Origin of the sequence: Herbiconiux liukaitaii (genome assembly GCF_041927495.1) — a bacterium.
GTDB classification, from domain to species: domain Bacteria; phylum Actinomycetota; class Actinomycetes; order Actinomycetales; family Microbacteriaceae; genus Herbiconiux; species Herbiconiux liukaitaii.
Window position 1 is genome coordinate 269,154 of sequence record NZ_JBHFHG010000004.1, and the last position, 12,091, is coordinate 281,244.

Consider the following 12,091-nt stretch of genomic DNA (forward strand, 5'->3'; position numbering starts at 1 on the left):
GGTTTCGAACCGACGGGGCGCGCTGGTGAGGGTGTCAGTGGGTGGCCGGGGGCGGGTGTTCTGGGCGGGTCAGGGGGTGGGGAGGAGGAGGGTGTCGAGGGGGAGGCGGGTTCGGGGGGAGGTCTCGCGGGTGCGGAGGGTGTCGTCGGGGAGGGCTTCTGGGGTGTCGAGGGTGCCTAGGGCTGCCACCGTGACCGGGGTCAGGCGCTCGGGGAGGGCGAAGGCCGCCGCGAGGGCTGCGGCGTCGAAGCCGCCCATCTGGTGCACGTGCAGGCCGTCGTGGTGGGCCTGGATGGAGAAGTAGGCCATCGCCTGACCGAGGTCGTACTCGGCCCAGCGGCGCTCGGCCCCGTCGTCACCCACGGTCTCGGCGACCGCCACGATGAGGGCGGAGGCACTCTGCGCCCACACCTGGTTGAAGCGCAGGAGGTTCTGCACCACGGTGTCGAACTCCGGGGTTCCGCGACGGGCCACGATGAAGCGCGCCGGCTGCGTGTTGGCGGCCGAGGGCGCCCAGCGGGCCGCCTCGAGCGCTGCGGTGAGGCGATGCTCGTCGATCGGCTCGGTGGCCACGAAGGAGCGGGGGCTCCAGCGCTCGGCGATCGTTGAATTGATCGGGGTGCTCGTCTCGGCGGTGCGAGGGGTGCGGGCGGGGGTGTCGGTGATGGTCATGAGTGTCTCCTGATCAGGGTCTCCTGCACGCCATCGGGCAGCGGTTGCGGTAAGCGGACTACGGTCCGGATGAAGGAACGGTCGGCCGCTGCGCTTTATTCCGCAGGGGGCGCGCGAAGAGGCGGCCGACCCAGGTGACGAAGGTCTCGAGCGGCCCGCGGCGGCCGAGGAACGCCAGGAACGAGCCGATCAGCAGCGCGAGCAGCACGTTGGCGACCCAGAAGCCGAGGCTCGAGAGGAACCAGGGTGTGTCGAGAACGACGTACTCCTGCCAGGTGAGCTCGCCGTACGGCTTGCCGAGCATCACGAGCGTGACGGTGCCCACGAGCAGCACGTGCGCCGAGTACACGGTGAGCGGCGCCGACCCCGCCCCCAGCACGGGTGTGAGGATGCGCCGGGCGAGCGACCCGAGAACGGTGCCCAGGAGCACGAGCAGGCCGATCACGGTGACCGAGGATCCGATGGTCACGAGCAGGTCGAAGGTCGTGCCGGTGTGGGCGGCGGCGGTCACGAGCATCCACGCCGAGCCGGGCAGGGGGCGACCGTCGCCCGGCTCGGAGAGCAGCGCGAGCGCCTGCTCCTCCGAGACGCCGAGCTCGCTGGCGAGTCCCCGAACTCCGCCGAGCGGCCCCTGCGCCAGAGCGGCGAGCGCGATCCCACCCAGCCACACCGCCACGCCGATCCCGACGAGCCTCACGCAGAGCGCCCGAAGCGCGCCCACCCCGGACCCGGTAGGGCCACCGACCGACGGCGCGACCCCGGCCCGCGCCCCGGTGTCGGATCCGGATCCAGTCCCGACGGAGATTCCATCCGGCCCCGCAGAGCCGCGCGCGGCCAGGAGGGAGCGGGCTATCGCCATGCCCGCGAGGCCGTAGGCGATCCAGAGGAAGACCGGGTAGGTGCCCGTCAGGAGGAGGCCGCGCAGCACGGGCAGCGGATCCGCCAGCGACAGCCAGTTCGGGTTCGACGCCTCCCGCTCGCTCAGCTCGAACGCCGAGCCCAGCAGGTAGGTCACGAGAGGTGCGAGCACGGCCACCACGGCCGCCACCGCCACGAGCACCCACCGCGGCCAGGTGATCGCGAGGGAGAGCACCCAGAACAGCACCCCGTAGTAGGCGAGGATGACGAAGATCGGGATGTCGAGCAGCGTGAGCGTGAGCGCGATGGCCACGAGCGCGAGGCCCCGGCCGAGCAGCATGAGGCGGGCGGCGCCCGGTCGCCCCTCGCGGATCGGTGCGCGCGTGGCGAGCACCGCCCCCACCCCCGCGAGCACCGCGAAGAGAGCCGAGGCGCGCCCCTGGAACTGCTCCGACATGGGCACGTGCACACCCTCGACCGAGTCGATCCAGAGCCAGGTGTGGGTGGCCATCATGCCCGCGATGGCCACGAAGCGCGCGAGGTCGAGCCCGAGGATGCGATCGTGTGCCCGGGTCATGGCGCCCCTTCCCCTCGCTGAGCGGGCTGGGCCGGACTGGATCGGACTGGAGCCCGAGCCCGGCGCATCCTGGTTCAGACGATACCGTCGGTGTCGCCCGCGCGGTGCTTGCGCACACGCTTGATAACGAACCAGGCGACGGCCGCGACCACGCCCACGATCACGATCCACTGCAGGATGTCGGCGTACTGCTCCACCACGTGCCACTGCTCACCGAGCCAGAACCCGGCGAGGATGAAGATGGTGTTCCAGATGAGGCTGCCCGCGGTGGTGAGGAGCGCGAACTTCCACACCGCCATGCGCTCGATGCCGGCCGGGATGGAGATGAGACTGCGGAAGATGGGCAGCATCCGCCCGAAGAAGACGGCCTTCGTGCCGTGCTTCTGGAACCACGCCTCGGTCTTCTCCACATCCGACACGTCGACGAGGGGGAGCTTCTTAACGATCCAGGTGATGCGGTCGATGCCGAGCCAGCGGCCGAGGCCGTAGAGCACGAGGGCGCCCACGAGCGAACCGAGGGTCGTGAAGAAGATGGCCGCCCCCAGATCGAGGTCGCCACGGCTCGCGGCGAACCCGGCGAGCGGCAGGATGACCTCGCTCGGGATGGGCGGGAAGAGGTTCTCGACGGCCACGGCGAGACCGGCGCCCGGGGCGCCGAGGGTCTCCATGAGGCCGACCACCCAGTCGCCGATGGGGCCGAGGCTCGCGTCGGCGCTACCGGATTCCGTGGCGGCGAGGGCACCGGTGGGGGTGAGGGAGAGGGCGGATGATGGGTCGGCAGGGGCCAGGCTCATGCCCTCAACCTAGTGCGAGAGGCCTGAAGCGGCCCTGGGAGGCCGGGGTCGGGAGCTCGTCGGAGGCCAGACGGCCGGATGACCAGGATGCCGGGAAGGTCAGCACGTCACGAGCGCACGAGCCGCGCGATGGCCGCCGACGCCTCCTTGAGCTTGGCGTCGGCCACCTCCCCGCCCTCGGCCACGGCCTCGACCACGCAGTGGCTGAGGTGCTCGTCGAGCAGCCCGAGCGCCACCGACTCGAGCGCACTCGTGACGGCCGAGATCTGGGTGAGGATGTCGATGCAGTACTTCTCCTCCTCCACCATGTTCTGCAGGCCCCGCGCCTGGCCCTCGATGCGCTTGAGGCGTTTGAGGTACGCATCCTTGTTGGAGATGTAGCCGTGGTGGGCGTGGTCCGCGTGGCCTGCGGTCTCATCGTGGTCGCTCATGCTTCGATTCTCTCGTGTCCGACTCCGCCGAGGTCCGCCCTGCCACCGATTCGCGGCAGCGCGTCACCGCCGTGCTCGTGATCGGCATGAGCGTGGTGGTGTGGTGGCCGGCGTTCACCATCGGGGCGTGGGGCGATCTCTTCTTCGATCAGGTGCTCGGGGTGTGGGCCGCGGCCACGGCGGCGCTCCTCGTGGTGCTGCTCGAGCCCGGCGGTCGCCACAAGGTGCGGCGGGCGCTCGCGCTCATCACGCCCAGCCTCTGGGTGGTGCTCATGTTCGTGGTGCAGGACCTGAACGACGGCCTCGTGCTGCTCGTGGCCCTCGTGGGCGCGGCGGTCGCTCTGCTCGCCCTGCCGACGGCGATGTGGGTGCTCGCGCGCATGGTGTGGCCCGACTTCGGCGAGACCACGTGGCGCATGAGGTTCGTGGTGCTGGGCGCGGTGGGGTTTATCGCCGTGGTGTCGCTGCTGCTGGGGGCGAACCACTCGCGGTTCCTCACCTGCGAGGAGTTCGCCATCAGCGGCAACTCCGAGCCGCCCGGCTGCACCCCCGAATCCCTGTAAGTAAGGAAATGCGTGGGACCGACGGCCTATACGGGGTCGGTCTCACGCATTTCTGTACTTACCGGGCGGCGAGCTCGCTGCGGAGGGCCGCGGCGAAGGAGTCGATGTCGCCGGGAGTGGTGTCGAACGCGCACATCCAGCGCACCTCGCCCGTGGCGGGGTTCCAGTCGTAGAAGCGGAACGATTCGCGCAAGCGGTCGGCCACGCCGGGCGGCAGGATCGCGAAGACCGCGTTCGACTGCGTGGGCTGCGTGAGCGTGATGCCGGGCAGCCCCTCCACCGCGCTCCGCAACCGGGCCGCCATCGCGTTGGCGTGCGACGCCGAGCGCTGCCACAGGTCGCCCTCGTAGAGCGCGATGAGCTGCGCCGAGACGAACCGCATCTTGGAGGAGAGCTGCATGTCGAGCTTGCGCAGGAACGGGATGCCCGTGACGGCCGCGGGGTTGAGCACCACGACGGCCTCGCCGAAGAGCAGGCCGTTCTTGGTGCCGCCGAGCGAGACCACATCGACCCCCGCATCCGTGGTGAAGGCGCGGAGCGGCTCGCCGAGCGAGGCGGCCGCGTTCGAGATGCGCGATCCGTCGAGGTGCACGGTCATGCCGCGCGCGTGGGCGTGCTCCGTGATGGCGCGGATCTCGTCGACCGAGTACGCGGTGCCGAGCTCGGTGGTCTGCGTGATCGAGACCGCGAGCGGCTGCGCCCGGTGCTCGTCGCCCCAGCCCCACGCCTCCACATCGATGAGGTCGGGTGTGAGCTTGCCGTCGGTGGTGGGTACGGTGAGGAGCTTGAGGCCCGCCACGCGCTCGGGGGCGGCGTTCTCGTCGGTGTGGATGTGCGCGGTGCTCGCACACACCACGGCACCCCAGCGCGGCAGCATCGACTGCAGGCCCACCACGTTGGCACCCGTGCCGTTGAAGACAGGGAAGGCCTCGGCCCGATCCCCGAAGTGGCCCTTGAGCACGTGCTGCAGGCGGGCGGTGTAGACGTCTTCGCCGTACGAGACCTGGTGACCGCCGTTCGCCTGGGCGATGGCCTCGATCACCTCGGGGTGCGCGCCGGCGTAGTTGTCGGAGGCGAAGCCGCGGGTGGAGGGGTCGTGGAGAGGTGCGTCGATCACCTCTCAAGTCTCTCAGCCCTTGAGGGCGTCGCGCAGCTTGACCCTGGCGCCGAGGCGCAGCAGGGAGTTCGAGTAGATGCGCGATCCGATGCCGATGATCACGAGCGTGGTGGCGACCAGCACGACGAGCGCGAGCAGGGGCTCCCACCAGGCCGCGTCGCCGAGGAAGAGCCGCAGCGGCATGCCGATGGGCGCCGAGAACGGCACGTACGACATGATCGCCATCACGGTCTCGTTCGAGTTGAAGAAGATCACCAGGATGTACGGGATCATGACGAGAGTCGTGACGGGAGAGGTGACCGAGGCCACCTCCTCCTGCCGCGAGACGAGCGCCGCCGTGGCCGCGTAGAGGGCCGCGATGAGCACGAAGCCGAAGATGAAGAACACGATGAACCAGGCGATGGCCGGGCCCAGCATGCCGAGCAGCGCCGACTGGCCGGTGATCGAGAGGCCGAGCACTGACATCGCCGAGATGAGCGCGATCTGCCCGAACGCCAGGATGCTGTTGCCCACCACCTTGCCCGCCATGAGCTCGCGGGCCGAGATGGTGGAGAGCAGGATCTCGACCACGCGGGTCTGCTTCTCCTCCACCACGCTCTGCGCGATGGTGGAGCCGAAGGTGACCGCCGACATGAAGAACACGATCCCGAAGGCGATGCCGATGAGGTAGCTGAGGAATCCGTTGCCGTTCTCGCCCGGCTCGAGCAGCTGCACCGGGGGAGCGACGCTCAGCAGGGAGACGATGGTGGAGGGGGTCTCGTCGAGGGCGACGATCTCGTAGCCGAGGTCGGTGCCGGCGTCGGTGCCGGTCTCCGTGTCCGTGCCGGTGCCGGCGGGGAGGATCGCTGCCTCCACGGTGCCGTCGCGCACGAGAGCCTCAGCCTCCTCGGCCGACGCCACCTCGGTGACCTCGAGACCCTGCACGCCCTCGACCACCGAGGTGGTCTCCGCCACCGCCGCGACCTTCGGTGCGGAGGCCGTCGTGCTGAGCACCCCGCCCACGATGATCGAGGCGAGGATCGCGAGCAGGAGGATGGCCGTCGAGATGAGGAACGACTTGCTGCGGAGCCTCATCGTGAGCTCGCGCTGGGCCACGAGCCAGGTGCCCTTGACCGCGCTCGGGCGAGCGGGGCGGGGGCGGCGGATGCTGGTGTGGGCGCTCATGCGACGACCTCCTTGAAGATCTGGGCGAGGGTGGGGTGCAGCGGCGTGAAGCGGGCGACGGATCCGGCGGCGACGGCCCTGGCCAGCACCGCTTGCGCCGCGGCGAGGCCCTCGGGGCCGCGAGCGACCTCGAACAGCGCGTAGTTGCCGTCGAGCTCCACGACCCGCACACCAGCGGCCTCGCGCACCCAGCCGGCATCGCTCTCGAGCTCGATCTCGAAGCGCGGTTCGGAGTGCTCGGAGCGCACGCTCTCGCGCGATCCCGAGGCACGGATGGTGCCACCGGCGATCACCACGAGGTCGTCGCAGAGGCGCTCGACGATGTCGAGCTGGTGGGAGGAGAAGAGCACGGGCGCTCCACCGGCGGCGTGTTCGGCGAGCACGGCCTGCACCACCTCGACGGCCATCGGATCGAGCCCCGAGAAGGGTTCGTCGAGCACGAGCACGTCGGGGTCGTGCACGATGGCCGCCGCGATCTGGGCGCGCTGCTGGTTGCCGAGCGAGAGGCTCTCGACCGTCTCGTTCGCGCGCTCGCCGAGGCCGAGGCGCTCGAGCAGATCGGCGGTGCTCTTCGCGGCGGCGGCCGGCGACATGCCGTGCAGTCGGCCGAGGTAGACGATCTGCTCGGCGACCTTCATCTTGGGGTAGAGGCCGCGCTCCTCGGGCATGTAGCCGAAGAGGGCCCGGTCGGCGGGGGTGAGCCGCGTGCCGTCGAGGGTCACGGATCCGGAGTCGCTCGAGAGCACACCGAGGATGATGCGCATCGTCGTGGTCTTGCCCGCGCCGTTGCCGCCCACGAAGCCCGTCATGCGGCCGGCCCCCACGGAGAAGGTGACTCCGTCGAGCACCTTGCGCGCGCCGAAGCTGCGGGAGATGTCGTTCACGTCGAGCATGGGCGCCCCTTCCAGTGCGGTGCTTCCACGCTAGGGCGGGGGAGGGGGCCGGGCATCCGCCGAGAGGGGGGACGGTCTCCACCGCTCGGGGGAGACTCGGGGCTGGTAATCCGCCCGGGTGGTGGTCGGGGGTGCGCCCAGGGCGTACTCTTCGGATACCGAGCCATCGAGGCTTGCTCTGGAGGAGACCACCATGGCTGAGAAATCCGCACGCAAGGCCGTCGCGAAGCCGGCCGCCCGTTCCCTCAAGGAGAAGCGCGCCGACAAGAAGACCAAGTCGGACCGTCAGGACCACTCGGCCGATTCCGTCACGAACGTCAAGAAGAAGTAGCCTCCTTCTCGCTCTTCTCTGCTCCAGCCGGGCCGGCCCTCGTGGGTCAGCCCCGGCCGGGCACCGCGATCCCGTTCTCGTAGGCGAAGACGACCGCCTGGATGCGGTCGCGCAGCCCGAGCTTCTGCAGGATCTTCGACACGTGCGTCTTGACCGTGGCCTCGCCGAGGTACAGCTCGTGTGCGATCTCGCTGTTCGAGCGGCCTGCGGCGAGCAGGCCGAGCACCTCGCGTTCGCGGTCGGTGAGGTCGGCGAGCGCGGCCGGCTCGGCGGGGTGCTCGGGCCTGCTCGACGGCGCAGGATCCGCAGGCGGTGACGTGCCCGCATCCGGAGCCTTCGCCGCATCCGGGGCCACGGCCCTGTGCGTGAAGCTCTCGATCACCCGGCGCGTGACGTCGGGCGAGAGCAGCGCGTCGCCGCGCGCGATGACCTGCACGGCGCTCACGAGATCCTCCGGCGAGGAGTTCTTGAGCACGAAACCGCTCGCACCGGCCTCGAGGGCCTCGAAGAGGTAGTCGTCGCGATTGAACGTGGTGAGGATGAGGATGCCCGCGGGCGTTCCGCTCGCGATGAGCTGCCGTGTGGCCGCGAGGCCGTCGAGGTCGGGCATCTGCACGTCCATGCAGACCACGTCGGGTTGCAGGGCGGTGACGATGTCGATCGCCTCCCGGCCGGTGCGGGCCTCGCCCACCACCTCGATGCCGTCCTCGGACTCGAGGATGATCTTGAGGCCCACGCGCACCAGGTCCTGGTCGTCGGCGAGCACCACCCGGATGCGCTCCGGGCCGTTCTCGTGCTCGGCGAAGTGGTCGTGGCTCATGATGCCGTTCCTCTCGTGCTGATGCCGGCGAGCGGCAGGCGGGCTCGCACGCGGTAGCCGCCGCGGGGCTTGGGGCCGATCTCGATCTCGCCGCCCACCGCGGCCACGCGCTCGCGCATGCCGATCTGGCCGAGGCCGGCGCCGGGGATCGGTGATGCGGATGCGGTCCTTGATGCCGATGCCGATGCCGGTGCCGGTGCCGATGCGGATGCGGATGCGGATGCGGATCCGGTTCCGTTTCCGGATGAGGATCCTGTCGTGGGCGTCGCGACGGCAGCACCTGCGCCGGTGTCGCCGATCTCGATCTCGACCGTGTCGTGGAGGTAGCGCAGGCGCACATCGGCGGTGGCGCGCGGGCCGCCGTGCTTGCGCACGTTGGTGAGCGACTCCTGCGCGATCCGGTAGAGGCTGAGTCCGACACCGGGCGGCACCGCTTGGGGCTCGCCGACGGTCGAGAAGGTGACCGGGAGGCCCGTGGCCCTCGCCTCGGCCACGAGCTCGTCGAGCTGGGCCACGCCGCGGGTGGAGGCCGAGCGGCTCGCCTCGTCGGTCTCGGGCACGGGTTCTCCGGGCCGGCGGAGTGCCCCGAGCATGCGGTGCAGCTCATCGACCGCCTCGCGCGCATTGCCCTCGATGAGAGTGAGCGACTCGATGGCCCTGGGGTCGGCGTCGCTCTTGGCGAGCACACGCCGGGCGGCACCCGCCTGCAGGCCCATCACCGAGACGTGGTGCGCCACGACGTCGTGCAGCTCCCTGGCGATGCGCACGCGTTCGAGCTCGACCGCCTGGCGGCTGCTCACCTCGCGCTCCCGCTCGAGCTCGAGGGTGCGCCGCTCGAGCGCCTCGCGCTGGCGGGCCGAGGCGTAGGCGGCGTTGCCGAAGACGTAGGCGGCGCCGAAGTAGAGCAGGTTGGTGACGAGCTGGATCGCGCCGAGGGCGGTGAACTGCGAGAGCCAGCCCTCCTCCGACGAGCCGGGGATGTTCTCCGGGTTGAGGGCCTGCACGAGGTACAGCCCGATCAGCCACATCACCATGCCCACCGTGATGAGGATGCGGACGACGCGCGCGAGCAGGCGGTTGGTGCTCCACGCGCCCACCGAGTACACGGCGAGGAAGAGGCAGATGTTGGCGAAGAGCATCTCCCACACGGCGAGGTTCTGGCCGATCACGAAGGTGGCCGTCACCACGAGCGCCACCAGCACGGGGTAGCGATGGCGGAAGGCGAGCGGGCCGGCGATGAGGACCGCCCAGATGGCGGCGCCCCACCAGGGGGCGTGCGGCTGATCGATGGCTCCCGCGTAGAGGAACCAGCTGAGCCAGGCCGCCACCGCGAGCGCGCCGGCCACGATGGCGTCGCGGCGGTAGCCGGCGGGGCCGGGGCGCGGCCGGATCCAGTCGTCGATCCCGTCGTCGGTGGGGGTGCTCATGACCCCACGCTACCCACCGCCCCCTCCGCCGCCATCCGCCGAGCGGATGACCGCCCCTTTATGGATGCAGGCCACCCGGGCGGGCGGGCGGGTCTGCCGGCGGCGGACCGACAGGGTGGGAGCGGGCGCACGTCGCCTAGGGGGTGAGGGGGCGGCGGGCGCCGTTGAGGGTGGGGGCGGGCTCGTCCCAGAGGGCGACCACGGCGGCGGCGAGGTCGGCGACGTCGGTGAAGCCGGGGAACGACCTCTCGGGGCTCGCTGCGCGCTGGCGGTCGTCGACGAGCGCCTTGACGGCGAAGACGACTGCGGCGGCCCGGAGCTCCGGCGCCTGATCGGCGGCGAAGCCCTCGGCCACAGAGCGCATCCACGACTCCGAGGCGGCCTTCGCGGCGGTGTAGTCGGCGCCGGAGGCCGTGGGCGCGTCGACCGAGACCGACGAGACGAACGCCGCCCGCCCACTGCCGGACGCCACGAGCGCGGGGTAGAACGCACGCACGGTGGCCCGCAGCGTGCGGAACGACCGCTCCATGGCGGCCCATCCCTCGTCCGTCTGCCCCATGATGCCCTTGCCGCCCACCCATCCCCCAACAAGGTGCACGAGCCCATCGACCCCCACCCCGCCGAGGGTGGTTGCGAGGGCGGTGACGGCGGCGGTGTCGGTGAGGTCGCAGGGCTCGGTGCGGATGCCGGGCACCCGCGCGGCGAGGGCGGCGAGGCGTGCCGGGTCGGAGCCCACGGCCACGACCTCCGCCCCTGCCGCCACGAGCGCGGCGCACACGGCAACGCCTGACTCGCTCGTGGCCCCCGCCACCACCACGCGCCGCCCCCGCACGCCGCCATCCACTCCGGTCCCGCCGGACGCGGCGACGGGTGAGGTGGATGCACCCGCGTCGCCACCGCGGCCGGCGCTGGGGGTGGCGTCGGGGGAGGGGGTGGGGGGTGCGTCGTTCTCGGTCATGGTGCGACCCTAGCCACCGGGGCGGGTCAGCGCGAGGTGCCCGTGATGCCCTCGGTGGAGGTGATCACGGCGCGCATCTTCTTGTCGAGGGCCTCGTAGAACATCGAGAGGGGGAACTCGTCGTCGAGCACGGCATCGGTGAGCCCCCTGGGCGGCCCGTCGAGCGGCAGCGCCTGCGGCCCCCGCGCCCACACCGACGCCGGGTTGGGCGTGACCGTCGAGGTGATGAGCTCGTAGGCCGCCAGCCAGTGCGCCGTCTTGGGCCGGTCGATCGAGCGCCAGTACAGCTCGTCGATGGCGTCGCCGAGCGCCGTCACCGCATCCGCCACCTCGGGCCAGTCGATCGTGAGCCTCGTGTCTGTCCAGTGCAGCACCCCGCGCTGGTGCAGCCACGCGAACAGCAGCTGGCCGCCGAGCCCGTCGTAGTTGCGCACGCGCGATCCGGTGATCGCGAAGCGGAAGATGCGGTCGAACAGCACCGCGTACTGCACGAGCTCGGCGTGCTCGAGCAGCTGCGCGTCGCCCTCCGACAGCGCCGCCGCCCCCACCGAGTCCGCACCGTCTGAGCCTGCAGCAGCCCGCAGCCTCCGCTCGATCCGCACCGCCTCGCGGAACGCCGTGAGATCGCACCGCAGCTCCTCGAGCGAGTAGAGGAAGAACGGCATGCGCTGCTTGATCATGAACGGATCGAACGGCAGGTCGCCGCGCATGTGGGTGCGGTCGTGGATGAGATCCCACATCACGAAGGTGCGCTCGGCGAGCTCCTGATCCTCCAGCAGCCGCTGAGCGACGGGCGGCAGCTCGAGCCGGGTGACCGAGGCGGCCTCCCGCACCACACGGCGGAACCGTGCGGCCTCGCGATCCGCGAAGATCGCCCCCCACGTGTACGCGGGGATCGACGACGTGGCCACCGACTCGGGGAACAGCACGGCGGAGTTGGTGTCGTACCCGGCGGTGAAGTCGAGGAAGCGGATGGGCACGAACAGCGCGTTCGAGTAGTCGCCCGCCTCGAGCTCGCCGATGAAGGCGGGCCAGACGACCTCCACGAGCACGGCCTCGACGTGCCGGTCGGTGCTGCCGTTCTGCGTGTACATGGGGAACACGACGAGGTGGCGGATGCCGTCGACCCGGTCGAGCTCGGGCCGGAACGCCACGAGCGAGGCCAGGAAGTCGGGGATGCCGAAGCCCTCCTCGACCCACCGGGCGAAGTCGGCGCGCACCTCGGCGAGGTACTCCGCATCGCGCGGGAAGGCGGGCGCGAGCGCCGACACCGCGGCCACGATGCGCGAGACGAGCTCGCCGGCGAGGGCGTGGTCGACGGGGTCGGGGATCGACCCGTCCTTCACCTGCAGCGGCTGCAGATCGGCCACGGCGGCCTTGAGCGAGAGCCAGGCGGCCGAGTCGGCCACCGTGGAGGCGTCTTCGACGACCTCGGGTTCTCCGATGATGGGCTGTGGGAAGCGAGCGGGGTGTGCGGACATGGTGG

13 protein-coding genes are annotated in these 12,091 nt (G+C 71.0%); 2 read left to right on the top strand and 11 right to left on the bottom strand.

The annotated features are described in order from the left end of the window. Positions 1-69 precede the first annotated feature (69 nt). From ACEXQC_RS08945 to ACEXQC_RS08960, 4 genes are all read right to left on the bottom strand, one after another. On the bottom strand, positions 70-672 hold the full coding sequence (locus tag ACEXQC_RS08945; RefSeq protein WP_374820596.1) for a nitroreductase family protein: 603 nt from the start codon (positions 670-672) through the stop codon (positions 70-72). Between the two features lie 58 nt (positions 673-730). After that, a complete protein-coding gene (locus ACEXQC_RS08950) occupies positions 731-2,107 on the bottom strand; it encodes a heparan-alpha-glucosaminide N-acetyltransferase domain-containing protein (RefSeq protein WP_374820598.1) in 1,377 nt (458 codons plus the stop codon). Between the two features lie 74 nt (positions 2,108-2,181). Continuing rightward, positions 2,182-2,901, bottom strand: coding sequence for a DedA family protein (locus tag ACEXQC_RS08955; protein ID WP_374820601.1), 720 nt, complete (start codon positions 2,899-2,901; stop codon positions 2,182-2,184). A 107-nt stretch (positions 2,902-3,008) separates the two neighbouring features. Next, a complete protein-coding gene (locus ACEXQC_RS08960) occupies positions 3,009-3,332 on the bottom strand; it encodes a metal-sensitive transcriptional regulator (protein WP_374820604.1) in 324 nt (107 codons plus the stop codon). 14 nt (positions 3,333-3,346) lie between these two features. Here ACEXQC_RS08960 and ACEXQC_RS08965 point away from each other — a divergent pair, with 14 nt between their 5' ends. After that, positions 3,347-3,895: a hypothetical protein gene (locus ACEXQC_RS08965; RefSeq protein ID WP_374820607.1), complete on the top strand. Its 549-nt coding sequence runs from the start codon at positions 3,347-3,349 to the stop codon at positions 3,893-3,895. Between the two features lie 58 nt (positions 3,896-3,953). On the opposite strand, the gene ACEXQC_RS08970 is transcribed toward ACEXQC_RS08965, so the two are convergent. The 3 genes from ACEXQC_RS08970 to ACEXQC_RS08980 are packed head-to-tail and all read right to left on the bottom strand — an operon-like array spanning position 3,954 to position 7,069. Next, positions 3,954-5,012, bottom strand: coding sequence for a threonine aldolase family protein (locus ACEXQC_RS08970; RefSeq protein WP_374820610.1), 1,059 nt, complete (start codon positions 5,010-5,012; stop codon positions 3,954-3,956). A gap of 12 nt (positions 5,013-5,024) precedes the next feature. Continuing rightward, positions 5,025-6,176: an ABC transporter permease gene (locus tag ACEXQC_RS08975; RefSeq protein ID WP_374820613.1), complete on the bottom strand. Its 1,152-nt coding sequence runs from the start codon at positions 6,174-6,176 to the stop codon at positions 5,025-5,027. Continuing rightward, the gene (locus ACEXQC_RS08980; protein ID WP_374820615.1) at positions 6,173-7,069 is read right to left on the bottom strand and encodes an ABC transporter ATP-binding protein; all 897 of its coding nucleotides are present in this window, start codon (positions 7,067-7,069) and stop codon (positions 6,173-6,175) included. Before ACEXQC_RS08980 ends, ACEXQC_RS08975 begins: the two co-directional genes overlap by 4 nt. 193 nt (positions 7,070-7,262) lie before the next feature. Here ACEXQC_RS08980 and ACEXQC_RS08985 point away from each other — a divergent pair, with 193 nt between their 5' ends. Continuing rightward, a complete protein-coding gene (locus tag ACEXQC_RS08985) occupies positions 7,263-7,400 on the top strand; it encodes a hypothetical protein (RefSeq protein WP_374820617.1) in 138 nt (45 codons plus the stop codon). 46 nt (positions 7,401-7,446) lie between these two features. Here the strand turns inward: ACEXQC_RS08985 and ACEXQC_RS08990 are convergent, their stop codons facing one another. The 4 genes from ACEXQC_RS08990 to ACEXQC_RS09005 form a co-directional block, all read right to left on the bottom strand. After that, positions 7,447-8,220, bottom strand: a complete 774-nt coding sequence (locus ACEXQC_RS08990; protein ID WP_374820620.1) for a response regulator — start codon at positions 8,218-8,220, stop codon at positions 7,447-7,449. After that, complete coding sequence (locus ACEXQC_RS08995) at positions 8,217-9,647, bottom strand: sensor histidine kinase (RefSeq protein WP_374820623.1); 1,431 nt, start codon at positions 9,645-9,647, stop codon at positions 8,217-8,219. The genes ACEXQC_RS08990 and ACEXQC_RS08995 overlap by 4 nt, the downstream gene beginning before the upstream one ends. A gap of 136 nt (positions 9,648-9,783) precedes the next feature. Then, positions 9,784-10,605, bottom strand: a complete 822-nt coding sequence (locus ACEXQC_RS09000; protein WP_374820626.1) for an SDR family NAD(P)-dependent oxidoreductase — start codon at positions 10,603-10,605, stop codon at positions 9,784-9,786. Positions 10,606-10,631: 26 nt separating this feature from the next. Next, positions 10,632-12,086, bottom strand: coding sequence for a DUF6421 family protein (locus ACEXQC_RS09005; RefSeq protein WP_374820629.1), 1,455 nt, complete (start codon positions 12,084-12,086; stop codon positions 10,632-10,634). Positions 12,087-12,091 lie beyond the last annotated feature (5 nt).

Excerpts from the sequence above, each read along its gene's own strand:
- ACEXQC_RS08945 (WP_374820596.1), bottom strand. The coding sequence starts at position 672 with ATGACCATCACCGACACCCCCGCCCGCACCCCTCGCACCGCCGAGACG.
- ACEXQC_RS08950 (WP_374820598.1), bottom strand. The coding sequence starts at position 2,107 with ATGACCCGGGCACACGATCGCATCCTCGGGCTCGACCTCGCGCGCTTC.
- ACEXQC_RS08955 (WP_374820601.1), bottom strand. The coding sequence starts at position 2,901 with ATGAGCCTGGCCCCTGCCGACCCATCATCCGCCCTCTCCCTCACCCCC.
- ACEXQC_RS08960 (WP_374820604.1), bottom strand. The coding sequence starts at position 3,332 with ATGAGCGACCACGATGAGACCGCAGGCCACGCGGACCACGCCCACCAC.
- ACEXQC_RS08975 (WP_374820613.1), bottom strand. The coding sequence starts at position 6,176 with ATGAGCGCCCACACCAGCATCCGCCGCCCCCGCCCCGCTCGCCCGAGC.
- ACEXQC_RS08980 (WP_374820615.1), bottom strand. The coding sequence starts at position 7,069 with ATGCTCGACGTGAACGACATCTCCCGCAGCTTCGGCGCGCGCAAGGTG.
- ACEXQC_RS08985 (WP_374820617.1), top strand. The coding sequence starts at position 7,263 with ATGGCTGAGAAATCCGCACGCAAGGCCGTCGCGAAGCCGGCCGCCCGT.
- ACEXQC_RS08990 (WP_374820620.1), bottom strand. The coding sequence starts at position 8,220 with ATGAGCCACGACCACTTCGCCGAGCACGAGAACGGCCCGGAGCGCATC.
- ACEXQC_RS08995 (WP_374820623.1), bottom strand. The coding sequence starts at position 9,647 with ATGAGCACCCCCACCGACGACGGGATCGACGACTGGATCCGGCCGCGC.
- ACEXQC_RS09000 (WP_374820626.1), bottom strand. The coding sequence starts at position 10,605 with ATGACCGAGAACGACGCACCCCCCACCCCCTCCCCCGACGCCACCCCC.
- ACEXQC_RS09005 (WP_374820629.1), bottom strand. The coding sequence starts at position 12,086 with ATGTCCGCACACCCCGCTCGCTTCCCACAGCCCATCATCGGAGAACCC.